Origin of the sequence: Bradyrhizobium sp. Cp5.3 (assembly GCF_000426265.1) — a bacterium.
Lineage (GTDB): Bacteria > Pseudomonadota > Alphaproteobacteria > Rhizobiales > Xanthobacteraceae > Bradyrhizobium > Bradyrhizobium neotropicale.
Genome location: NZ_KE384515.1, coordinates 13420 through 37650, shown reverse-complemented (window position 1 = coordinate 37650; position 24231 = coordinate 13420). Strand labels below are relative to the sequence as shown.

General features: G+C 64.5%; 20 protein-coding genes. 14 read left to right on the top strand and 6 right to left on the bottom strand.

The genetic code is table 11. The annotated features are described in order from the left end of the window. Positions 1-58: 58 nt before the first annotated feature. The 12 genes from K289_RS0141060 to K289_RS0141010 all read left to right on the top strand — a co-directional run bounded on the left by K289_RS0141060 (position 59) and on the right by K289_RS0141010 (position 14481). On the top strand, positions 59-1498 hold the full coding sequence (locus K289_RS0141060; RefSeq protein ID WP_027556581.1) for a basic amino acid/polyamine antiporter: 1440 nt from the start codon (positions 59-61) through the stop codon (positions 1496-1498). A 30-nt stretch (positions 1499-1528) separates the two neighbouring features. Further along, positions 1529-1765, top strand: a complete 237-nt coding sequence (locus K289_RS0141055; protein WP_027556580.1) for a hypothetical protein — start codon at positions 1529-1531, stop codon at positions 1763-1765. A gap of 31 nt (positions 1766-1796) precedes the next feature. Further along, the gene (locus K289_RS0141050; protein ID WP_027556579.1) at positions 1797-2918 is read left to right on the top strand and encodes an AI-2E family transporter; all 1122 of its coding nucleotides are present in this window, start codon (positions 1797-1799) and stop codon (positions 2916-2918) included. A 6-nt stretch (positions 2919-2924) separates the two neighbouring features. Then, positions 2925-3524 (top strand): hypothetical protein, encoded by a 600-nt coding sequence (locus K289_RS0141045; RefSeq protein ID WP_027556578.1) that lies wholly within the window; start codon positions 2925-2927, stop codon positions 3522-3524. Continuing rightward, positions 3525-4019 (top strand): DUF992 domain-containing protein, encoded by a 495-nt coding sequence (locus K289_RS0141040; RefSeq protein ID WP_027556577.1) that lies wholly within the window; start codon positions 3525-3527, stop codon positions 4017-4019. 14 nt (positions 4020-4033) lie between these two features. Then, positions 4034-5104, top strand: coding sequence for an HlyD family secretion protein (locus K289_RS0141035; RefSeq protein WP_027556576.1), 1071 nt, complete (start codon positions 4034-4036; stop codon positions 5102-5104). Next, complete coding sequence (gene rbbA, locus K289_RS0141030; protein WP_027556575.1) at positions 5101-7884, top strand: ribosome-associated ATPase/putative transporter RbbA; 2784 nt, start codon at positions 5101-5103, stop codon at positions 7882-7884. The genes K289_RS0141035 and rbbA overlap by 4 nt, the downstream gene beginning before the upstream one ends. Next, complete coding sequence (locus K289_RS0141025; protein WP_027556574.1) at positions 7885-8997, top strand: ABC transporter permease; 1113 nt, start codon at positions 7885-7887, stop codon at positions 8995-8997. 158 nt (positions 8998-9155) lie between these two features. Next, positions 9156-9713, top strand: a complete 558-nt coding sequence (locus K289_RS0141020) for an HdeD family acid-resistance protein (RefSeq protein ID WP_027556573.1) — start codon at positions 9156-9158, stop codon at positions 9711-9713. 18 nt (positions 9714-9731) lie between these two features. Beyond that, positions 9732-10040 carry a twin-arginine translocation signal domain-containing protein gene (locus K289_RS51340; protein WP_145928128.1) on the top strand — a complete coding sequence of 103 codons (309 nt, stop codon included), beginning with the start codon at positions 9732-9734 and terminating at the stop codon, positions 10038-10040. 56 nt (positions 10041-10096) lie between these two features. Next, entirely contained in the window at positions 10097-11332 is a 1236-nt protein-coding gene (locus K289_RS0141015) for an efflux RND transporter periplasmic adaptor subunit (protein ID WP_027556572.1), read from the top strand. Beyond that, positions 11329-14481: an efflux RND transporter permease subunit gene (locus tag K289_RS0141010; protein ID WP_027556571.1), complete on the top strand. Its 3153-nt coding sequence runs from the start codon at positions 11329-11331 to the stop codon at positions 14479-14481. The genes K289_RS0141015 and K289_RS0141010 overlap by 4 nt, the downstream gene beginning before the upstream one ends. Before the next feature lie 4 nt (positions 14482-14485). Here K289_RS0141010 and K289_RS0141005 read toward each other — a convergent pair whose 3' ends face one another. Beyond that, on the bottom strand, positions 14486-14680 hold the full coding sequence (locus tag K289_RS0141005; RefSeq protein ID WP_027556570.1) for a hypothetical protein: 195 nt from the start codon (positions 14678-14680) through the stop codon (positions 14486-14488). Between the two features lie 314 nt (positions 14681-14994). Between K289_RS0141005 and K289_RS0141000 the strand changes: the two genes are divergently transcribed. Then, the gene (locus K289_RS0141000; protein WP_156918477.1) at positions 14995-15432 is read left to right on the top strand and encodes a hypothetical protein; all 438 of its coding nucleotides are present in this window, start codon (positions 14995-14997) and stop codon (positions 15430-15432) included. A 279-nt stretch (positions 15433-15711) separates the two neighbouring features. Here the strand turns inward: K289_RS0141000 and K289_RS0140995 are convergent, their stop codons facing one another. The 4 genes from K289_RS0140995 to K289_RS47405 all read right to left on the bottom strand — a co-directional run bounded on the left by K289_RS0140995 (position 15712) and on the right by K289_RS47405 (position 19627). Next, positions 15712-16161 carry a nuclear transport factor 2 family protein gene (locus tag K289_RS0140995; protein ID WP_027556568.1) on the bottom strand — a complete coding sequence of 150 codons (450 nt, stop codon included), beginning with the start codon at positions 16159-16161 and terminating at the stop codon, positions 15712-15714. A gap of 1 nt (position 16162) precedes the next feature. Beyond that, positions 16163-16942, bottom strand: a complete 780-nt coding sequence (locus K289_RS0140990) for a ribonuclease activity regulator RraA (protein WP_027556567.1) — start codon at positions 16940-16942, stop codon at positions 16163-16165. A gap of 86 nt (positions 16943-17028) precedes the next feature. Beyond that, on the bottom strand, positions 17029-18228 hold the full coding sequence (locus tag K289_RS0140985; protein ID WP_198024900.1) for a mandelate racemase/muconate lactonizing enzyme family protein: 1200 nt from the start codon (positions 18226-18228) through the stop codon (positions 17029-17031). A gap of 37 nt (positions 18229-18265) precedes the next feature. After that, a complete protein-coding gene (locus K289_RS47405) occupies positions 18266-19627 on the bottom strand; it encodes an MFS transporter (RefSeq protein ID WP_035688201.1) in 1362 nt (453 codons plus the stop codon). Between the two features lie 157 nt (positions 19628-19784). Here K289_RS47405 and K289_RS0140975 point away from each other — a divergent pair, with 157 nt between their 5' ends. Next, entirely contained in the window at positions 19785-20669 is an 885-nt protein-coding gene (locus K289_RS0140975) for a LysR family transcriptional regulator (RefSeq protein WP_027556565.1), read from the top strand. Between the two features lie 11 nt (positions 20670-20680). On the opposite strand, the gene K289_RS0140970 is transcribed toward K289_RS0140975, so the two are convergent. Further along, the gene (locus K289_RS0140970) at positions 20681-24001 is read right to left on the bottom strand and encodes an adenylate/guanylate cyclase domain-containing protein (protein ID WP_035688198.1); all 3321 of its coding nucleotides are present in this window, start codon (positions 23999-24001) and stop codon (positions 20681-20683) included. Between the last annotated feature and the right edge of the window lie 230 nt (positions 24002-24231).

The window sequence follows — 24231 nt, the reverse complement described above, 5'->3', positions numbered from 1 at the left end:
AGGTCTTCGCCGGGGTCGGCCGGATGTGCGGCCGCCTCGGATTGGAAGGCCATCCATCATGGCTGCTTCGGCGAACGAGGCCGATCAGAGACTTTCGCGCAACGCACTGATTGCGCTTGTGATCGGATCGATGGTCGGCTCCGGCATCTTTGCATTGCCGGCCCAGTTCGGACGAACCACCGGCGCTCTCGGTGCGATCATCGCCTGGATGATTGCGGGCACCGGCATGCTGACGCTGGCCTTCGTGTTCCAGTCGCTGTCCCGGCGCAAGCCAGAGCTCGATGCCGGCATTTACGCCTACGCCAAGGCCGGCTTCGGTGACTATATCGGCTTTGCGTCCGCCGCCGGCTATTGGATCGGCTGTTGCCTCGCCGACGTCGCCTGCCTCATTTTGATCAAGGCCACGCTCGGGCAATTTTTCCCCATTTTCGGCGACGGCACGACGCCGACCGCGATCGCTTCGGCGTCACTGCTGCTGTGGAGCGTGCATGTTCTGGTGCTGCGCGGCATCAAGGGCGCGGCCGCGCTCAACACGGCCACGACTTTCGCAAAAATCATCCCGATCGTGCTGTTCATTGTCGTGGCCGCGATCGCCCTGAACGGCGGGCTATTCTCCGCGAATTTCTGGGGAACGGAGCAGCCGGACGTCCGGGACGTGTTGAGCCAGGTCCGCAGCACGATGCTGCTTACCGTGTTCGTCTTCGTCGGCATCGAGGGCGCGAGCGTGTATTCGCGCTACGCGAGGAATCGCGCCGACATCGGCATCGCGACGGTCACCGGCTTTCTGACCGTCCTCTGCCTTCTCGTGCTCGTGACTCTGTTGTCCTATGGCGTCGTGCCGCGACGTGAACTTGCGGATCTGCCGACGCCGTCGATGGCGGGCGTGATGGAAGCGATGGTCGGCCGCTGGGGCAATGTGTTCATCAGCGTGGCCTTGCTGATCTCGATCCTCGGCAACTATTTGTCGTGGTCCTTGCTAGCGGCCGAGATCCTGCACTCGGCGGCGATCCAGCGCACCATGCCCGCCTTTCTCGCCAGCGAGAACGCGCGCAAGGTCCCTGTCGGCGCGCTCTGGCTCACCAACTGCGTGATACAGACGTTTCTCATCGTGAGCTGGTTCGCCGAATATGCCTTCACGCTCGCCCTGAAGATGACCAGCGCAATGACGCTGGTCCCGTACTTTCTCGTCGCCGCGTACGGCTTGAAGCTCGCATCGACCGGCGAGGCCTATGATCCCGGCGAGCGCGCCCGCACCACCGATGGAATCGGCGCGGCCGTTGCGACGCTCTATGCAGCCGGCATGATTTATGCCGGCGGGCCAAAATTTCTCCTGCTGTCCGCGATCCTCTATGCACCCGGAACAGTGCTGTTCCTGATCGCCAAGCGCGAGCGCAAGGAGAGACTCTTCAAGCCTGTCGAGTCCGTCCTGTTCGGGGCGATCGCCATAGCCGCGTGCGCCGGGATCTATGGGCTGGCTGTCGGAGCCATCTCGATCTGACCAGTTGTCGCTGACCGCATGGAGGCGTGTATGAATATCCAGACCGTGTGTCGCACCCTGATCCTGGGCGGACTGGTGGCAGTCGCGACGCCATCGTCCCTCTCCCTGGCCCAGCCGAAGGACACCGCGGCGGCGCCGAAAGAGACCGGCGCAGCCGCGCCAAGCAAGGCCACGCCCAACACCAACACGAATCCGGCCAAGCACCGGTACTGGCGTCATCGCGGCGGCACGCATCCACACTATGGCAGCCGTCGCGTTCGCACCTGAGACGTGACCACTCCCGCCGATGGACCGGCCGATGAGCGAATCCAGGATGGGACCGGAGCGAGTGCGCGAGGTCGTTCTGCACGAGAGCCCCGCCGACCATGGCGGAGATATCGGACGGCGGAGCCTGCTCGCGACCGGTCTCAGCCTGCTCGCCGCAGGCGTCGCCCTGTTCCTGGTGTGGCAAACGGTGTCCAGCCTCCTCATCGTGTTCGCGGGCGTGCTGTTCGCGGCCCTGCTGGACGCCGCCGCGCGGGCTCTGGCGCCGGTCCTCCCTCTCGGTCGCGTCTGGCGCCTGACACTCGTTCTTCTGCTGCTCGGCGCCCTGTCGGGCCTCGGACTGGTTTGGGGCGCGGGCAAGCTGCCGGAGCAGACGCGCCTTCTGCTCAAGGTCATGGATGCCCAAGTCGATATCCTGCAGGCACACCTGTTGTCCTATGGCGTCGATCTGCTCGGCCCGGAATGGGGGCGCGACTTCGCACAATGGCTGTTCGCCGATCAGGGCCGCTTTCTCAGCCACGCGCAATTCCTGCTGGGCGGCGCCTCGAGCCTTCTGACCAGCGTGCTCGTGATCCTGTTCCTCGGAATCCTCTTTGCCTTCGATCCCACGAGCTATCGCGAGAGCCTGGTCGTGCTTGTCAGGCAATCCTACCGCGCCCGCACGCGCGCGGTGTTGGACGAAATGGGCAACGTCATGCGGCTGTGGTTCGTCGGCCAACTGATCCGCATCATCCTGATGACGCTGTGCGTCTGGCTCGCGCTCTATCTGATCGGGCTGCCAGGGCCGTTCGTGCTTGGGCTGCAGGCGGGCCTGTCGAACTTCATCCCCTATCTCGGGCCGATCGTTGCCGCGATTCCGATCGCGCTCGTGGCGATGCCGCTCGGCGCCTCGCTGCTGATCTGGGCCGTCGTCGTCTACACCATCATCCAGTCGATCGAGGGCTACGTCATCGGCCCACTGATCCAGCGGCAGGCGGTCGAGACACCACCGGCCTGGACGCTGGTTGCGATCGTCCTGCTCGGTGCCCTGTTTGGCGTCATGGGCATCGCGCTTGCGATGCCGCTCGTCGCGATCGGCCGGGTCGCAATCATCAGGTTCTACGTCGAGGATTATCTCGGCGACGGTCTCGAGCCGGCAGCGAACAATCGTGAGTGAGCAGCCATGAGTGAGATTGATGCGCATCAAAGCAACGCCCATGAGCCTCCCGTAACACCTTCGACGATGGCTCACGTCCTGTGGCAACAGCTTCCCTATATCGTCGCGCTGCTGCTCGCCATCGCAGGCGTCGCCTATACCAACGTCTCGCACCAGCCGCTGGTCGGATATTGGGAATTTCTGGCGCTTGCCATCGGCGTGGTCTGCGTCGTCACCAAATGGCCGGAGACCGAAGGCCGGGAGGGAAAGATCCGTCTGATCTGGACCCAGGCGCTGCACTGGATCGCGGTCCTGGTCACGATGAACATCATGCTGGTCTCCGGGGTTCAGCAGCTGCTTCCGATGCCAGCGACCGGCCTCGTGCTGCTGACGCTGCTGGCGCTCGGCACGTTCCTCGCGGGCGTGAGTCTCTTGTCGCTGCAGATTGCCTTTCTCGGCCTTGCGATGGGCGCGGCCGTTCCGGCGATTTCCTGGCTGAAGCAGTCCATCTTCTTCTTCCTGCTCGGCGCCGTGCTGCTGATCGGCCTCGCCATCTCGTTCTGGCTGCGCCAGGACCGCCGCCCCCGGGCCCGATCGACCGAAACCAAACACCAGGAGGAGGCTTGAATGCGACCATTGCGATATCTTGCAGCCATCGGCGCAATAGCTGTTCTCTGCGCTGTGACCTCGTCCGCGCGTGCCGAGAGATTCAGGATCGGCAGGCTGCTGTGCTTCTCGGAGCCACGCGTCGGATTGGTGCTTGGGTCGACGCAGGCGATGCGCTGCGTGTTCAACGGGCTGCGCCCGCCCCGGCAGTACGTCTACGAGGGACGGATCAGGCGCGTCGGGCTTGATCTCGGCGTAACCAGCGCCGGCACGCTGTCCTGGGCCGTCTTCGCCCGGAACTCGCGAATAGGTCCCGGTACGTTGCGCGGCAGCTATGTCGGCGCGAGCGGCAATGTCGCGCTCGGCCCCGGCCTCGGCGCCAACGTCCTGGTCGGCGGTTCGCGGAGGAGCATCGTGCTGCAGCCGATCTCGGTCGAGCGGTCGATCGGGCTCAATCTCGCCGCCGGCGTGACTCATCTGACCTTGGGACCGCGCGGCGAGCGCGCTGTTCAATGAAAACGACCCAAACCATGACACACAATCGAAAACGCTGGCTGATCGCCATCCTCATCGCGGCTCTCGGCGCAGGCGGTTACTTCGCCTGGCAGAGGCTCGGGGGCGACAGCCTTCCGAGCGGATTCGCCAGTGGCAACGGCCGCATCGAGGCCGTCGAGATCGATATCGCCACCAAGACGCCGGGGCGAATCCGGGACATCCTGGTGCGAGAAGGCGATCTGGTCACCGCGGGACAGGCGTTGGCGCAGATGGATACGGTGCAGCTCGAGGCGCAGTACCGTCAGGCCCAGGCGCAATTGCGGCGTGCTACGATCGGTATCGAGACCGCCAAGAGCCTCGTGACCCAACGCGAGGCCGAGAAGAAGACCGCGACCGCCGTGATCGCGCAGCGCAGCGCCCAGTACGATGCGGCCGATCGCAAGCTCCAGCGTTCCGAGCAACTGATCCTCACCAACGCCGTGTCCCAGCAGGTGCTCGACGACGACCGGGCGGCCGCCAACGGCGCGCGCGCAGCCGTAGCCGCGTCCGAAGCCCAGCTCGCCGGCTCGGAAGCCGCGATCAGCGCGGCCAAGGCACAGGTGGTCGACGCGGAAGCTGCCGTCGAGGCAGCGAAGGCCGCGATCGAGAGCATCAAGGCCGACCTCAACGACTCGACGCTGCGCGCGCCGCGCGATGGTCGCGTTCAATTCCGCGTGGCACAGCCGGGCGAAGTCCTCAGCGCCGGCGGACGCGTGCTCAACCTCGTCGACCTCGGCGACGTCTACATGACCTTCTTCCTGCCGACGGCGCAGGCCGGTCGCGTGGCCATCGGCTCGGAGGTCCGCCTCGTGCTCGACGCCGCGCCGCAATGGGTCATCCCGGCCAAGGCGACGTTCGTCGCCAGTGTTGCTCAATTCACACCCAAGACGGTCGAGACCGAGGAGGAGCGCCAGAAGCTGATGTTCCGCGTCAGGGCGCATATTTCGCCGGAGCTGCTGCGGAGAAACATCGAACAGGTCAAGACCGGGCTACCCGGTCGCGCCTTCGTTCGCCTCGATTCCGACGCCGAGTGGCCGGCGCAGCTCACGGAAAATCTGGTCAAATGAGCGACTCGCCGCACGGGCCCACCCCCTCCGCCTCTGCGCCGGTGATACGCCTCGAGGCGGTCGGGCTGTCCTACGGCACGATGTGCGCACTCGATGGCATCACGCTCGACATTCCCGCAAGCCGCATGGTGGGATTGATCGGACCTGACGGCGTCGGTAAATCCAGCCTGCTCTCGCTGATCGCCGGAGCTCGCGCGATCCAGGACGGCCACGTTCACGTGCTTGGCGGCGACATGGCCGACGCCGCCCACCGGCGGCGGACCTGCCCGCAGATCGCCTACATGCCGCAGGGCCTCGGCAAGAATCTCTACCCGACGCTCTCCGTGTTCGAGAATGTCGATTTCTTCGGCCGTCTGTTCGGTCATGACCGGCGCGAGCGCGAGGAGAGGATTCAACAGCTCCTCGGGGATACCGGTCTCGCGCCATTCGCAGACCGGCCCGCGGGCAAGCTGTCGGGCGGCATGAAGCAGAAGCTCGGGCTCTGCTGCGCGCTGATCCACGATCCCGATCTGCTGATCCTCGATGAGCCGACCACCGGCGTCGATCCGCTCTCGCGCCGCCAGTTCTGGGAGCTGATCGAGACGATCCGCAAGGATCGTCCCGGCATGAGCGTCATCGTCGCCACCGCCTATATGGAGGAAGCCGCACGCTTCGACTGGCTCGTTGCGATGGATGACGGACGGGTGCTCGCCACCGGCACGCCGCCCGAGCTGCTGCGGCAGACCGGTACGGACAATCTCGATGCCGCTTTCATCGCCCTGTTGCCTGAGGAGAAACGACGGGCGCACAAGGAGGTGGTGATCCCGCCCCGCCGGAGCGACCAGGGCGGCGACGTCGCGATAGAGGCCAGGGATCTCACCGTCAAATTCGGCGACTTCACGGCTGTCGATCACGTGACGTTCCGAATCGCTCGCGGCGAGATCTTCGGCTTTCTCGGCTCCAACGGGTGCGGCAAGACCACGACCATGAAGGTGCTGACCGGGCTCCTGCCGGCCAGCGAAGGCGAAGCCCGGTTGTTCGGACGCGAGGTCGATCCCCGTGACATGGATGTCCGGCGCCGCGTCGGCTACATGTCGCAGGCGTTCTCGCTCTATTCCGAGCTGACCGTCCGCCAGAACCTGGAGCTGCACGCACGCCTGTTCCGGCTCGCACCCGATACGATCGACGGTCGGGTCCGCGACATGGTTGGGCGCTTCGACCTCGCCAATGTCATCGACGCGTTGCCGGACGCGCTGCCGCTCGGCGTCCGCCAGCGCCTGTCGCTTGCCGTCGCCATGATCCACGCGCCCGATATCCTGATCCTGGACGAGCCGACGTCCGGCGTCGATCCAGTGGCGCGCGACGGTTTCTGGCAAATCCTGTCCGACCTGTCGCGACAGGACAACGTCACGATCTTCGTCTCCACCCACTTCATGAACGAGGCAGAGCGCTGCGACCGCATCTCGCTGATGCATGCCGGCAAGGTCATGATCAGCGATACCCCGGAGCAGATCGCGGCACGGCGCGGCGGCGGCAGCCTCGAAGAGGCTTTCGTTGCCTACCTCAAGGACGCAATCGCCGCGACGGACACGACGAAGGCGGCCCCCATGCCGCACATCGCGACCACCGCTGCCGCCGCGAAGACGCACGGCGCGATGCACAGCGCATTGAGCTTCTTCGACCCGCGCCGCATGTTCGCCTACACGCAGCGCGAGGCCCTCGAGCTCAAGCGCGATCCGATCCGCGCCACCCTTGCGATCCTCGGCAGTCTCATCCTGATGTTCGTGATGGGCTACGGCATCAACATGGACGTCGAGGACCTCTCCTTCGCCGTCATGGATCGCGACGACACCACGATCAGCCGCGACTACGTCCTCCAGATCGCGGGCTCGCGCTACTTCACGGAGCTCGCACCGATCACCGACTATGAGGATCTCGATCGTCGCATGCGCAGCGGCGAGCTCAGCCTTGCCATCGAAATCCCGCCCGGCTTCGGACGCGACGTGGCGCGCGGCAGCAACGTTCAGATCGGCGCATGGGTCGACGGCGCGATGCCGTCGCGCGCGGAGACGGTGCGCAGCTACGTGCAGGCGATGCACGCGACATGGTTGACGCAGCGCGCCCGGCAGCTCTATGGCAACGCCGCCACCACCGGCGACTACCAGCTCGAGGTTCGGTTCCTCTACAATCCCGACATCAGAAGCATCGTCGCGATGGCGCCGGCCGTGATCCCGATCCTGCTCCTGATCATCCCGGCGATCCTGGCGACGCTGAGCGTCGTGCGCGAGAAGGAGCTCGGCTCGATCATCAATTTCTACGTCACGCCGGTCACGCGGCTCGAGTTCCTCATCGGCAAGCAGCTCCCCTATGTCGCGCTCGCCATGCTGAACTTCTTCCTGCTGACCGCTTTTGCCGTGTTCGCATTCCGGGTCCCCTTCACGGGCAGCTTCATCGCATTCACATCGGCCGCGTTGCTGTATGTCATCATCACCACCGCGATGGGCCTCGTGATCTCGTCGTTCATGACGAGCCAGATTGCCGCGATCTTCGCGACCGCACTGCTCACCATGATCCCGGCCACGCAATATTCGGGGCTGGTCGATCCGGTTTCCTCGCTCCAGGGCGCCGGCGCCGTTATCGGACGGATCTACCCGACGGCCCATTTCGTCACCATCACGCGCGGCACCTTCTCCAAAGGGCTCGACTTCGGCGATCTGTCCGGACCTTTCCTGGCCCTGATCGTCACGATCCCCGTGCTGCTCGCGCTCGGTGTCGCGCTCCTCAAGAAGCAGGCGAGTTAGATGCGCACGGGCAATATCGTCCAGCTCGGCATCAAGGAGCTTCGTGGCCTGTTCCGCGATCCCATGATGCTCGTGCTGATCGTCTATGCCTTCACGGTCTCGATCTATACCGCGTCCAAGGCCCAGCCGGAGACCCTGAACCAAGCAGCGCTCGCCATTGTCGACGAGGACAGGTCGCCCGCCGCGACGCGCATCATCACGGCGTTCAGCCCGCCCTTTTTCACGGTGCCCCGGCTGATCTCGCAATCGGAGATGATGTCCCGCATGGATGCCGGCCTCGACACTTTCGCGCTCAATATCCCGCCCAACTTCCAGCGCGACCTCTTGGCGCGGCGATCGCCCGCCATCCAGCTCAACGTGGATGCGACCCGGATGTCGCAGGCATTCACGGGGAGCGGCTATATCCAGTCGATCGTCGGCGACGAGGTCAGCGAGTTCCTGTCCCGCTATCGCTCGGCCGCCCCGCTGCCGATCGATCTGGCGCGGCGCGCCCGCTTCAACCCCGAGCTCAACAAGAGCTGGTTCGGAGCCATCAACAACATCATCTCCTCGGTCACGATGCTGTCGATCATCCTGACCGGCGCGGCGCTGATCCGAGAGCGCGAGCACGGCACGATCGAGCATCTTCTGGTCATGCCGGTGACGCCGTTCGAGGTGATGGCGAGCAAGATCTGGTCGATGGGCCTCGTCGTCCTCGTCGCGGCAAGCATATCGCTGATCTTCATCGTGCAGGGACTTCTCGCGGTCCGGATCGGCGGTTCGGTCCCGCTGTTCCTGTTCGGCACGGCGCTCTACCTCTTCGCCACCACCAGCATGGGCATCTTTCTCGCGACCTCCGCTGGCACGATGCCGCAGTTCGGTCTGCTCCTGATGCTGGTGCTGATGCCTCTTCAAATGTTGTCGGGCGCCACGACACCGAGAGAGAGCATGCCCGAAATCATTCAGAACATCATGCTCGCTGCGCCGAACACCCATTTCGTGATCCTGGCCCAGGCCGTCCTGTTTCGCGGCGCCGGGTTAGCGGTCGTGTGGCCGCAGCTTGCCGCCCTGTTGGTGATCGGCGGCTCATTGTTCTTCCTGTCCCTCCGTCGCTTCCGGCAGTTCCTGCAATGAGGTCCCGCACGATCCGACCGCTCTCGTCCGCGACCCCGCGCATGGGGCGAAGATGAGAACATTCCCGCCCTGCGGCTCAGGGTTTCGTCCGATGTCGGACCCGAGGGTTCAACGTTACGATCCGATGTGATCGAGCCTTGGCCGCCCAGGAGGATCGCATGACCGTGTATGACAGCCGCGGAACCGTCGACGCCTTCGGTAGTCCGCCGCTGTGGGCTTGCGCACTGCTCGGCGTCGTCCTGATCGCCGCCGGCCTCTTCGCGCTCGGCGACCTCGCCTTCGCCACCATCATCAGTGTCAAGTTCATCGGACTCACCGCGATCGCTGCCGGCGGGTTCGAGGTCGCACACGCGTTCTGGACCAAGGGATGGGGCGGTTTCCTGTGGCGGATCGTTCTCGGTGCGCTCTACCTCGCCTTCGGCCTCATCCTGCTCACCCAGCCGGCCTCAGGCGCGCTGATCCTGACTTATTTTCTCGGCGCCGTGCTGTTCGCATCGGGCGTCATTCGCTGCGTGCTGAGTTTCGCCTACTGGCGGCAGAATGGCTGGATGATGCTGATCTCCGGAATCTTCGCCGTCGTCGCCGGGGTGCTCATCCTGTTCGGCTTCCCCGACATCAGCGTCTGGGTGCTCGGCTTCCTGCTCGGCGTCGATTTGATCTCGCATGGCCTCGCATGGTTGCTCTACGCGTTGCAATCGCTGCGAACGACCGCATGACCTAAGGAGACAATCGCAATGCATGCTCCCAGCCGCCGTGCCTTCCTCGGCCTTGCAACGAGTGCCATTGCCACCGCCGCGATCGGCGCCGCAGGAGTTCGCCTCATTGGCGTCGCTGAGGCGATGCCCGTCGATCCCGATCTTGGGCGGGCCGGCGAGTCAGCGGCCCCGGTGATGCCGGCGCAATGGGGACCGTCGCCCGGTCCCGGGTGGGGCAGCCCGGGCTGGGGCGCCCCGCCGCCGCGTCCGGCGCCGCCGCGCCGGCGCCGCCGTTGGGTGTGCTGGTGGCATCGCGGCCGCCGTCATTGCGGATGGCGTTGGCGCTAGGCACGCCATAGCATTGACGCCGGCGGCGGTTCTGAGCCCGGAGCAAGGAGCGGACAATGAACCTTGCCGACGTTCCGACTAGACTGCTGGCGGCAAGCCTCATCACGGTGTTGACCGGCGTGGGCGCGCGGACGCAGCCCGCACCGTCGGCGCCTGCGGTCGGCGTCGTCGAGGCGGCGCGGCGGCCGATCACCGAGGCCAGCGAATTTCTTGGCCGGATCGAGGCGATCAATCGGGTCAACGTTGCTGCCCGCGTCACCGCATTTCTGGAACAGCGGTTGTTCAACGAGGGGGCCGAGATCAAAAAGGGCGACCAGCTCTATCGCCTGGAGCGCGGTCCATTCGAAGCCGATCTGGCAGCCAAGCAGGCGCAGGTGGCGCAGCTCGAGGCAACACTTGAGAACGCCAGGCTGACGACGGAGCGCGCACGCACCCTGCTCGGAGGACCGGCCGGGCAGCAGTCGACCTACGACGCCGCGCTCGCGAACCAGCGCAGCCTCGAGGCTCAGGTGCAGGCCGCGCAGGCCCAGGTCCAGGCCTCGCAAATCAACCTCGACTACACCGTGATCAGCGCGCCGATCGACGGCAAGATCGGGCGCACGGCGGTGACGGAAGGCAACATCGTCGGCCCCTCCTCCGGCGTTCTGACCACGATCGTCAGCCAGGATCCGATGTACGTCACATTTCCGGTGCCGCTCCGCCAGGCGCTCGAGCTGCGCGAACGATACGGCCCGCAAGGCGGCCTTGAAGCGGTGATGATCAGATTACGGCTGCCCGACGGTCGCATGTATGGCCAGTCCGGCAAGCTGAATTTCGTCGACAACACCATCGCGCAGAACACCGACACGATCACGGTGCGGGGCGAGATCAATAACCCGATCCTGCGCGCGCCGTCTGCGGCAGGCGTCACCGTCCACGAGCTGACCGACGGCGAGTTCGTCACGGTCGTACTCGAAGGCGTACAGCCGGTCGAGGTGCTGGCGATCCCGCGCTCGGCGGTATTGTCCGACCAGCGGGGCGATTACGTTCTCGTGGTCGGCACGGACAACAAGGCCGAGCAGCGGCGCATTCAGCTCGGGCAATCGACGACTACAATCGCCTCGGTCATCAGCGGCCTTTCGGCCGGCGACAAGGTGATCGCCGAAGGGCTGCAGCGGGTTCGCGCCGGCCAGACCGTCGCTCCGGATCCGGCAAGCGCACTCATTCTGTCGAGCATGAAGGGCGCGGCGAGCGACACGGCGCCGCCAGCCAATCGCCCAGTTCCGACGCGCCCGGCGGACGGCAGCCCATGATATCGGGCGTGTTCGTCGACCGTCCGCGGCTTTCGATGGTGATCGCTTTCATCATCACCATCGCCGGCGCGCTCGCACTCATGCAGATTCCGGTGGCGCAATTTCCGGACATCGTGCCACCGCAGGTCACCGTAGCCGCGACCTTCCCAGGCGCCTCCGCCGAAGTCGTGGAGAGCAGCGTCGCCCAGCCGCTCGAGGCGCAGGTGATCGGCGTCGACCGCGCGCTCTACATGAAATCAACCAGCGGCAACGACGGCAGCTACACGCTGACGGTTTCGTTCGCGCTCGGCACCAATGCCGACATCAACACCGTCAACGTCAACAACCGCGTGCAGAGCGCCCTGTCCCAGTTGCCGACGGAGGTGCAACAGCAGGGCGTGACGGTGCAGAAGCGATCCTCGTCGATCCTGCAATTCCTGGTTCTCTACAGCGCCGATGGTCGGCAGGACCCGCTCTTCATCACCAACTACGCCATCATCAACGTGCTAGATGCGATCGCGAGCACACCGGGCGTGGGCCAGGCGAATCTATTCGCGAAGATGAACTATTCGATGCGGATCTGGTTCGATTCGCAGCGGCTCACCAGCCTCAACCTCACCCCATCCGACGTGATCGCCGCGATCCGCACCCAAAGCGTCCAGGCTGCCGTCGGCCGCATCGGCGCGCGGCCGATCAGCGACGATCAGCAGTTCCAGTTCAACGTGCAGACCTTAGGCCGGCTCGCCAGCGTCGATCAATTTGCCAACATCGTGCTGCGGGCCAATCCGGATGGCTCCTCGCTGCTGGTGAAGGACGTCGCCCGCGTCGAGATGGGCGCGCAAAATCTCGACAGCGAAGCGCGGATCGACGGACGGGCCGCCGTTCCGATTGCGATCTATCTCGCGCCGGGCGCCAACGCGGTGACGACCGCGCGGGCGGTCGCGGACACGATGCAACGGCTGTCCGGGCGATTTCCGCCAGGGTTGAGCTATCTCGTGCAATACGATTCCACGAGCTTCGTGCGCGACACGATCGCGGAGGTGCTGCGGACGCTGGGCGAGGCTTTCGTCCTGGTGGTGCTCGTGGTCTATCTGTTCCTCGGCAATCTCCGCGCCACGGTGATTCCGGCGGTCGCCGTGCCGGTGAGCCTGATCGGCACCTTCGCTGTCCTGCTCGTATTCGGCTATTCGGCCAATACGGTATCGCTGCTCGCGATGGTGCTCGCCATCGGCATCGTCGTGGACGACGCCATCGTCGTGGTGGAGAATGTCGAGCGCGTCATGGAGGAGGAGCCCTACCTGCCTCCGGCCGAGGCGGCCAAAAAGGCCATGACCCAGATCACCGCGCCGATCATCGCGATCACGCTGGTGCTGCTCTCGGTGTTCGTGCCGGTCGCGTTCATCCCCGGCATCTCCGGCACGCTGTTTCGCCAGTTCGCCGTGACGATCAGCGCAGCCATGATGATCTCGGCGTTGAACGCCCTGACGCTGTCGCCGGCGCTGTGCGCGCTGTTGCTGCGCCACGGCGGACCGCGGCGCGGCATTATGGGCAGCGTGCTCGCCGGCATTGACTGGGTGCGCGATCGCTACAGCGGCGGCGTCGGCTACCTCGTGCGCGGGGCTGCCCTGTCGCTCCTGCTGGTGGCTGTCTTTGCCGCCGGCATTTTCGGAATGTCGCGGATCACTCCGACGGGGTTTCTGCCAGAGGAGGACCAGGGCGCCTTCTTCACCTCGGTGCAGCTGCCCGACGGCGCGTCGGTGGCGCGGACCAGCGAGGTCGCGCGGCAGATCGAGGATACCCTGAAACGGATGCCGGCCGTCGATCACGTGCTGGCGATCATCGGCTTTTCCCTGCTCGACGGCGCCTCCGAGCCGAACAGTGCGCTGGTGGTGGCGCGGCTGAAGCCATTTTCCGACCGGACAGCGGCCGCGGATTCGGCACAAGCGCTGATCGCCAAGACCTTCGCGGCCGGCGCGCAGGTCCGGCAGGCCAACGTGCTGCCGTTCAACCTGCCGCCGATCATCGGCCTCTCCACCGGCGGCGGATTCGAATATCAGCTTCAGGCTTTGGAGGGACAGAGTCCGGCCGCGATTTCGAGCGTCACCAACGCGCTGATCAGCGCCGCCAATGCCGATCCGCGGCTTGCGCGCGTGTTCTCGACCTTTACCGCGACCAACCCGTCGCTCTATCTCGACATCGACCGCCGCAAGGCCCAGGCGCTGGGCGTCGCGGTCAACGACATCTTCACCGCTTTGCAAGCGACGCTCGGCGGCATCTACGTCAACAACTTCAACCTGTTCGGGCGCACCTGGCAGGTCAACGTCCAGGGCGAGGCATTCGATCGCGCCGACGTATCGGATATCTGGCGGATCTATGTGCGCAACAGCACCGGCGAGATGGTGCCGATACGGTCACTGGCCGCCATCAAGATCGTGACCGGACCGCAGGTCATCACCCGCTTTAACAATTATCGCTCGGTGACGGTGAACGGCAGCCCTGCGCCCGGAATCTCCTCCGGCACCGCGCTGGCCGCAATGGCGCAGATCTCCGATACCGTGCTGCCCACGGGTTACAGCTTCGCCTGGACCGGCACCGCCTATCAGGAACAGAGCGCCGCCGGTCAGACCGGCATCGTGCTCGCGCTGGCCGTGTTGTTCGCTTACCTGTTCCTGGTCGCACTTTATGAGAGCATGGTGATCCCGATCCCGGTGCTGCTGTCGGTCGTCGTCGGCGTGCTCGGATCCTATCTCGGCATCAAGATCGCTGGCCTCAATCTCGATCTCTATGGCCAGATCGGACTGGTGGTACTGATCGCCCTCGCCGCCAAGAATGGCATTTTGATCGTCGAGTTCGCGAAGGAGCAGCGCGAGGCGGGCGTGGCGCTCAATGAGGCCGCGGTCCAGGGCGCCCATATGCGCTTCCGCGCGGTCATGATGACGTCGGTCGCCTTCATCCTCGGCCTCTTGCCGCTCGTGATCGCGACCGGCGCCGCCGCACTCAGCCGTCGAGCGGTGGGCACGGCGGTATTCGCCGGCATGCTCGCTGCAAGTTCGATCGGAATCTTCCTGGTGCCGATGCTCTACGTGATCTTCCAGCGCCTGCGCGAGCGCACCAAGGCGGCATTCAAGCGAAGCCGTCCGCTGGCGTCATCCGACCGCGACGCGGGCTAGAAGATCATTTTCTGCGCATCTGACCGGACCGCGCATCGAACCTCGCGACGGGCCGATCGAGCTGCCAAAGCTCCACATCGTGGCCCTCGACCAGCCTCTCGGCGCACGAGATCGCCGATTCATCGTCGCTGCAATCGAACTGCACTACCTTGATCGGGCGGTCATGCCGTCCCACGAGAAATGCACGATAAGCCGTCATCCTGGTCTCCAAGGCATAGTGACACTCACTGGTCCGAAAGATGACGCCAGCAGCATTTGAATTCGATGGGAATCGCGTCGCCCGTTTGTAGCGGCGGCATAGTGGTCGAAGCTGGTCCTATGCCGTTCATATACAATCGGGGCTGTGCCAATCTCGAAATCATATCGCAACCGGTTCATATCGGCCCGGTCACGCAAAGCTGCGTGACACATCGCAGGACAGGCGATCGGAGTGGCGGCATGCACGCGTCGCCACTCCTTGTCTCCGTCGGATTCAGCGTCCTGCCAGGCAACAACAACCGAACCGGTGAAACTATGTCTATCCCTCACATCAGCGACAGGATCATCGATCCGATGATGGCGCTCGCAGGCTGCTCGACGCGGCAACGCATCGTCGTGGTCGGCGCGAAGAGCATGGACTTGATGATGGAGTTGCAGCGGCGCGGATATCTGCTGGCCGCTGCGGCCGGCAATTGCGGCCGTCCCGCTGGGCAATACGAGGTCGCGCTGGTGGATTGGCGGCGGCGCACGCTGGGCGCGCTCGACGCGACGATGGAATGGCTTGATGATTTCCTCAGCCTCCGCGCCGTGCTGGTGATCTGGCTCGATGCACAGAAGCCGGCTGCGAAGGAGACTCTTCGCGCCGCGGTGACGAAGCACGGCTTCGTCGTCCTGCAAGGCGCCGAACATCCCTGCGGCAGCGCGCTGCTGGCGCGACGTTCGCAAGCCTATCCACTGCAGAAGGCGGCGTAAGCGCGCCGATCGCACAGCCGCCGGATTAGCCGCTTCCCGGAGACCAATCACGTGACGAAGTCGAGGATACGACGCGCAGTCATCCGCGAGTGGATGGCGCTTGCCCCAACGCAGCGACAGTCCGCACAACAGGCGCTCGCCTTTGCGGCAGACGCCATCGAGCGACACAAGCTGCCGCGCAGCCGCCGCACACCGTGCGCCGTAATCATGGCATGGCTGAAGCCCCGCACCGGGCGCGGCTAGCAGACGCCGGCCGCTTTCAGACCTGCCTGCCCGGCGCTACTCGTGAGAGAGGTGATACCCGCGTCCGCGATAGTCGAAGTCGACGAGCTCGCAGATCCGGGCCATGGGATCGGCGGGCGCCGCGTAATAGGCCCTGATCTCCCTGATGCGTCCGGTCGCCTCATCGAACACATACCATTCGTCGCCGCGGAGCGCCCTGTTCTGCGCCCGCTTCCAGTGGGTCCATTCAATCACGGCCTCCGGCGCCGTCGAGGAGCATAGGATCTTCTCGATCGTCCACTTCGAGCCGAGATTTTCGACGCACCAGATCCACTTGCGCGCGATGATGTCGGCGCTGCGCCATGGAATGTCCGGCAGGCCGGGCGGAAAATAGTGGACCGCATCTGCCGTGAAGCAGGCCATCAGGGCATCGTAGTCGGCGGCGTTGCAGGCGTCGAAATAGCGACGGATCGCCGCTTCCATGGCTGCGGGCGATATCTTGCTCATCTCATGCTCCCGCCCGGATCGTCATTGCCTTTGCCGGATCCGCTCCGGCCTTCTTCCACGCCTTGAAATCGGCGCGCACGGCTGGTGTCGGCGGATAGACGCCGTAGAGCGGCTCGCCGGCTCCAATGCGATACGACAGGTACTTTTCGAGCTCGTCCCGCCTCTCGCAGAGGTCGGCCATTTCGGCGGCGAGATGCCGCGGCACGACGGTGATGCCATCGCCATCGCCAACGATGACGTCGCCCGGATAGACAGCCACATCGGCGCAAGCGATGGGGATATTGAGGTCGGCAACCCGATGATAGGACAGTCGTGTCGATGCCGTGACCTGCCGCGCATAGGCGGGGAAATCGAGCCGGGCCAGCTCGTGGCCATCACGAAACGCCCCGTCGGTCACGATCGCGGCTGCACCACGCACCTTCATGCGCGTCGGCAGCATGGCGCCCGCTGAGGCGGCGCGCGGATCGTTGCGACTGTCGATCACCAGCACATGGCCGGGCGGGATGTTCTCAACGGCCTCCCATTGCAGATTGTCGGGGTTCGGATGCGGCGTGAGGGTCTCGATCGTGTCGAGATCCTCGCGCGCCGGGATCATGCGCATGGTGAAGGCTTCGCCGGCAAAGCGAACCGCGTCCTTGTTCATCGGGAGGAGCCCGACCAGGAAACATTGGCGCAGCCCTTTCTTGAACAGCTCGGTAGTCAGGGAACCGCTGGAGACATCCTTCAGCCGGCGAACGACGGCAGGATCGAGGGGACTAAGCTTCGTCTTTGGTTCGTACATGGCAATCTCGCTGGTGTTGTGAGGCCGCCCGCGATCGGAGCGGGACCGATGCGCTCCGATCGCAAGGCCAACGATCATGTCTTCTGTCAGGGGCGCTTGCCGACCTCGTGGACCTCACGAGCCCAGGCACGCGCCTGCTCCGACAGGCTGAAGCCGAGACCTGGCCTGTTCGGCACGATCATGCGGCCGTTCACGACCTCGAGCTTCTCGTTGAACATCGCCTCAGACCATTCGAAGTGCTCGACCCAAGGCTCACGCGCATAGGCTGCCGTCAGGTGCAGATGGATCTCCATGCAATAATGCGGAGCGAGCTGAAGCTTCCTATGATCGGCGAGCGCCATGATCTTGAGGAACGGCGTGATACCACCGACCCGCGGTGCATCCGGCTGGATGAAATCGACCGAGTTGTTGCGGATCAACTCGTAATGCTCGTCGACGCTGGTCAGCATCTCGCCGGTGGCGATGGGCGTCGCAAGCTCAGCCGCAAGTGCGGCGTGGCCTTCGTAGTCATAGGCGTCGAGCGGCTCCTCGATCCAGGTCAAGTTGAACTGCTCCGCAATACGGCCGAAGCGCAAGGCCGTGGTGCGGTCCCATTGCTGGTTCGCGTCGATCGCCAGGGGAATGTCGCCGATGTGATTGCGGACCGCCTCGATGCGCTTGAGATCGACCATCGGATCGGGCTGTCCAACCTTCAGCTTGATGGCACCGATGCCCTTTTCGAGCGCCATGGTGATACGCTCCTTCACCTCCTCGATCGGCATCGAGAGGTATCCGCCCGAGGTGTTGTAGCAGCGCACGGAGTCGCGATGGGCGCCTAGCAGCTTGGCGAGCGGCAGCTTTGCGCGCTTTGCCTTGAGGTCCCACAGCGCGATGTCGAATGCGGCGATCGCCTGCGTCGACATTCCGCTGCGGCCGACCGAGGCGCCGGCCCAGACTAGCTTGTCCCAGAGACGCGCGATATCGCTCGGATCCTCGCCGATCAGCTCGCCGGCGATCTCCTTGGCGTGCGCGAACTGACCCGGACCGCCGGCGCGTTTCGAATAGCTGTATCCGATGCCGCTATGGCCGTTCTCGGTCTCGATCTCCGCAAACAGGAAGCCGATCTCGGTGAGCGGCTTCTGCCGACCGGTGAGAACCTTGGCGTCGCTGATGGCCTGCGCCAGCGGCAGGAAGACGAGCGAGGTTCGCACCCAGGCAATGCGGTCGGTGGTCGCTTCGCCGGCGGCAAGGCCTGCTGCGAGCGGATTGGCGATAATGCGTGCATTGGCCGGTGTGTGGACGTTCATGGCTTTCTCCCGTGAAGTTGATTTCGAAATGATGAGGTCATTCGGCCGCAACTGGCGCGGCGCGGATCAGCCCGCCGCCTTCGCGGATGACGAGGCGCTCGATCGGCCCGACGATGACCCAGTAGCAGAGCACGGCCAGCAGCCCGTGCAGACCGACATAGAGCAGCGCGCCGTTGAACGATCCGGTGGCGGAGAGGATGTAGCCGATCGCAACCGGCGTCACGATTCCGGCGGTGTTGCCGATCGCGTTGAAGACGCCGCCGGTAAGCCCGATCACTTCCTTCGGCGCCGTATCGGCGACGACGGTCCAGCCGAGCGAGCCAAAGCCCTTGCCGAAGAAGGCTGCACTCATCAGCACCGTGATCAGCAGGGTGGAGTCAGTGTAGTTGCAGCCGATGATCAGCACCGTCATGACAAGGCCGATCGTGATCGGGGTCTTGCGTGCGATGCCGAACGAACCGGTGCGCTTGAACAGCCAGTCGGTGAAGAAGCCGGTCGCGACACCGCCAACGAAGCCGCAGATGGCGGGGACGGTCGCGATCAGGCTCGCATCGAGCACCGACAGGCCCCGCGCCTTGACGAGATAGGTCGGAAACCAGGAGACGAAGAACCAGGTGATGGACGAGATGCCGTATTGCGCAAGGAAAATGCCGACGAGCATGCGGCTCTTGAACAGCTCGGCGAGGTCGGACCTGCGCGGCCCTTGCGCCTCGATTGCTGCCGGCGAAGCACCGCCGAGATCGACCAGCGCACCTCCATCACGCAGATGATCGAGCTCCGCGGCACCAATCCTCGGATGGCGGGTCGGCGGATAGTAAGCGACGGCCCAGACCGCAGCGAGCAGGAAGCCGAGTACGCCCATTACGGCGAAGATGTGCTCCCAGCCGAAGCGGTGATCGAGGAAGCCCATTAGCGGCGTGAAGATGACGAGCGAGACATATTGAGCGCTGTTGAAGATGGCGCCGGCGATACCCCGCTCCGCGGAGGGAAACCAAGCAGCGATGATGCGCCCTGCCGCAGGGCCGACAGGCGACTCGAAGACCCCGAGCATGAAGCGCAGGATCAGCATCACCAGGAACGGATAGCTGGCCCAGCCGACGCAGCTCATCAGGAATGTGACGAGCGACCACAGAATCAATCCGCCCAAAATGGTTTGCTTTGCACCTAACCGGTCTGCGATCCACCCCGCCGGGAGATGCGCCAGCACATAGGCCCAGGCGAAGGCCGAGAACATCCAGCCGAGCTCGACCGGCGTGATGCCTAGCGCCTTCGTCATGTTGGGCCCGGCAATCGACAACGTCGCACGATCACCGCTGCTGAGCGCGAGCAGGATGGTGATCAATGCCAAGGTGACGAAACGATAATGCGTCCGTGTGGACGGCCTCTGCTCCGTGGTCACGCTGCTCCGCCCTTTCCCGTTTTGTTTTGCCCGGTCGACCTTCCGCGACCGTGGATGTCCGAAAGCGCCAGCGGCGCTCGGACACGAGAAAGCTAGATCAGCGATCAATTCAGGTCTAAACTCATTTTTGGATTTAATTGATCCAGAAAAGGTATCAATGATCGAGTTCGGCCAAGTGCGGGCATTCGTGGCGGTCGCCGATGAGCTGAATTTCGGCCGCGCGGCCAAGCGGCTGAACATGACGCAGCCGCCGCTCAGCCGGCAGATCCAGCTTCTGGAGGGAACGCTCGGCGTCAAACTCCTCGAGCGCACCAGTCGATCGGTCAGGCTGACCGCGGCCGGGCGCGCCTTCCTCAGCGAAGCCCGCACGCTGCTTCAGCAGCGCGAGCACGCGGTGAAGTCCGCCCGGCAAGCCGCATCGCTGACAGGCGGCGCGCTGTCGATCGGCTTCGTCGGCGCGACGACCTACGGCTATCTCCCCTGGCTCGCGACCCGCGTGCGCGACGAGTTGCCGAATATCGAGATCACGTTCGAGGAGCTGACATCGCGCCAGCAACTCGATGCGCTGAGATCGGGGCGGATCGATCTCGGATTGGTCCGGCCGATCGAGACTGAGGAGCCGATCAGGAGCGCGGCCGTCTTCCGCGAAGGACTTGCCCTTGCGCTGCCACTCAACCATCCGCTCGCGATTCGCCGCCGACCCGAGCTGTCGCATCTCGAGGGACAGCCCTTCATCATGTATTCTCCGGGCGGACCTTACATGCGCGCACTGTTGACGGCGGCGTTTGACGCGAACGGCGTCCGGCCGCAAGTGGTGCAATCGATGAGCCAAGCACAGGCCATCCTGTCCCTGGTCAGCGCAGGTCTCGGCCTTGCGATCGTGCCGGACGAAACCCGCAATGCCTGCTTCGACAATGTCGTGTTTCGCCCGATCAGGCTCGGACCATCGGTGTTCGCCGAGTTGCACGCGATCTGGCGCAGCGACAACCGCAACACCGCCCTGCCGCGGCTGCGCGAGCTGGCGTTTCGCGCGACGCGGTGAGCATGACCGCGCTACCGCCCACTCCCGAGCAGCCTTTCCGCTTCTTCGATTTCGGGGAGACCTCGCTCTGTATCAAACTCAGCAAGGACCGCAGCGAGCCCCTCGCATGCCGCCCGGCCCTTTGAACTGCGCATGCGTGCAAGTCCCAGTGCGCTGCGGAGCTCGAAAGTCTTGGTCTGCTGGCGTCGGGCGATTTCCAGAGCCCTGTCGAAGGCATCTTCCGCACTGGAAAGGCTCGGAGGATCATGCCGCAACAGGAGTTCACCCCGCACGCGATGCAGTTCGGCATCGAGCCAACGCTGACCGGAATGCTCGGTCCATCCGATCAACTCTCTCAGCATCTCCAAACCGGTTTCGACTTGACCGGCCTCCGCTTCCGCCATGGCAACATGCATGCCCCAGAAGGGTTCACAGAGGTAGCAGTCGTTCTCGTGCAGCGAGGTCAAGCCCAGGCGCATGTCCGCGAGCCCCGCCATGCGGTCGCCTGCCCGCCACTTTGCGAGGCCATTCAGGTAGGTCCCGGCGGCCACATACAAGGGCATCGTGTGGTCGCGAGCCAGTCCAAGCGCAAGGATCGTCTCTGTCTGCTGCAACATTCCGCCGCATAGTCCGTCGAAGACAGCCCTATGCACGAGCGCATTCGCCTGGGAAAGCGCACGCTTCTCTCCTGGCGCACTCACCGCGTCTGCGGCGAGCCGACGCGCGCGGTCGATCTTTCCAAGCGGCCAAAGCACGAGCGCAAGGAACCTCATGATGACGAACGGGAGATCCAGCGCCGACGCCTTGAAGGTCGCCGGATCCGGCTCGGCATCATAGATCGCGAGTGCCCGCTCGAGATGCGTTCTCGCGTTCAAATAATTGCCTCCGAACCAGCAGGTTACCCCGCTCGTCCAATGCGCGAGGACAGCGGCCACCGGCGATTCCGCCCGCCGCTCGGCGGCACTCGTGATGGCAGTCGCCAACTCCCGCATCGGAGCGATCTCGCCATGCGTCAGGCAGGCGTTGAAGAGGCCCGAATGGATCGGCGCAAGTTCAACCGGATCATTGATGTCGGCGGCGAGCTGCCGGGCGCGCGTCCATGCCGCGACCGTTTCGGGCGCGCTGTGCCCGAGGCTGCCCCGCAATGCGCGGCCATATGCGATCTGGAGGTGTAGACGGCTCATCATCCGGCCGGGCTGATCAGGGAGCTCATCGGCGATGGCAATCGCTTTGCGAAGATGCGCAATCGCTTCGGAATAGGCCGAGCGTTTCAGAGCCTCTTGGCCCGCCTTGCGCCACCATTCGAGGGCGACCTCGCTGAGGCCCGCCTCCGTGAAGTGGTGTGCAAGAATTTCCGGCTCGGTCGCCGCAACGACTGGAAATTTGTCGCGCAGGACATCGCCGATCTGCTTGTGCAGCACCTGCCGTCGGCTCTTGAGCAGGCTCTCGTAAGCGGCTTCCTGAACGAGTGCATGCTTGAAACTGTAGTTTGCTTCCGGAGGGACTCCGCGGCATACCAGCAACTCTGCCTCTTCGAGCTGCCGCAGCGCGGCGCTCAGCGTCAGATCATCGCGTCCCGCCACATATCTCAGCAATGCGTAGGAGAAATCGCGGCCGATCGCAGCACCGATCTGCGCCACCTCCTTGACGGGAGCCAGCCGGTCGAGCCGCGCCATGAGGGAATCCTGCAGTGTCGCGGGAATGGCGAGTGGCGGAAGCGGACTTTCGAGTCGATAGCGCCCGGCGTCTTCGACGAGCAGCCCGGATTCCAGCACCATCTTGGTCAATTCCTCGACGAAGAGCGGGATTCCATCGGTCTTGTCGATGATTTGCTTCATCATTTCGCGCGGCAGCTGGCGGCCGACGGCCACCTGCTCGACCAGGGCGCGCGTATCCTGTCGGTCAAGCCGGTCGAGCCGCAACAGGCTGACATTGGCGAGGCCGACCCAGGATGGCTCGAACTCGGGACGGGACGTCACGAGCACGAGTATCGGCAGTCCCCGGATTCGGTCGACCGCGAGATCAAGCAACTCTAGTGTCGTGGCATCGGCCCAATGCGCGTCTTCGCAGATAATCAGCACGGGCTGCTGCCGCGCCAACCCCTCGACCTGATCGAGAAGGGCGGCAAATGTCCGTCGCCGCTGCTGCGCCGGGCTGAGGCCGAGCGTCGGATAGCGGTCGCCGGTGGGAATCGAAAGCAGAGCCGCGATGAGTGGCGCCACCTGCGCCACTGCCTGGGTTCCAAGTGCCAGCATTGCCTCGAGCTTGTCTAGCTTTTGCGCGGGCGCGTCGAGCGGCCGGATGCCGGCGGCACGCTCGAGCTGCGCGACGAAGGGATGAAGCGCACTGTTGGTGTGGTAGGGCGAGCATTGATACCGTACCCGGCAGTGCACGCCCAACGCGGGGCTTTCCGACAGCGTTGCAACCATCCGCGATTTGCCGATACCCGCTTCGCCGCAAATCAACATCATCTGGCCTTGCCCCTGCCAGGCCAGCCGCTGGCGCGAGAGCGCGAAATCGATCTCCTCCTTGCGACCGACGAAACCGATCGAGCGCGCCGCACGGACCGCCTCGAATCTGCTCTCCGATGCGGACGCACCTTCGACCGCCCAGACCGCGATGGGTTCGGAGATACCCTTGACATCGCGTCGGCCGAGATTGCGGAAGGCGAAGAGATCGCCAAGGAGCCGGCGCGTCGATGCCGCGACGACGACCGCGCCGGGCTCCGCCAGGCCCTGCAGGCGGGCAGCGAGGTTCAACGTCTCACCGACCGTCGCCTGCTCCTCGGATGCGGTTCCGCTGACGAGATCGCCGACCACCACAAGCCCGGTCGCGATTGCGATCCGCATTTCGACCTGCTCGCGTGTTTTGAGCTGCCTGACAGCGGTGATGACGTCCAGTCCCGCGCGGACTGCGCGCTCCGCATCATCCTCGTGTGCGCGGGGGTAGCCGAAATAGATCAGGATTCCGTCGCCCACGAACCGGGCGATCATGCCGTCATAGGCGGCGATCACATTCGCGCAAGCCGCGCGATAGGCCCGGATCACTTCCCACATGTCCTCGGGATCGAGACGCGCGGAAAGCGCAGTCGAGCCGACCAGATCGCAGAACATCACTGTGAGGTGACGCCGCTCAGCGCCGTGCGGGGGAGCAGGCGATGCGATCAATGCGGCCGGATCGAGCTCGGCGATGGCGCGCAGCATTCTGCGACGATGGCCAAGCAGAACCCCGAGCTTTTCGAAATCATCGTCCATCAGCTCGGGAAGGACGCCTACATCAATCCCATTTTGAGCAAAACGCTGTGCGTATTGCCCAAGTCCAAGGTTCTCGAGCCACTCCGCAATCTGCTGCATAGGCTCCACCAATACGCTGGTTGGCAGTTAGCAGAATTTTGGATCACGGCGTGCGGGGACGATATCCCAACGTCGACATCATGGCACGCGTTGTTTGCGACCATAACAATATAGGTTGCTCAGTACCGATGCCGCTTCCAAGCAGGACTCGCCGACGCGTACTGTTGCAACGTCAAACTTGTCGGCGCAGCGTCCGGAAACCGAGGTTGAATGATTGCCGGTCTCCGGCT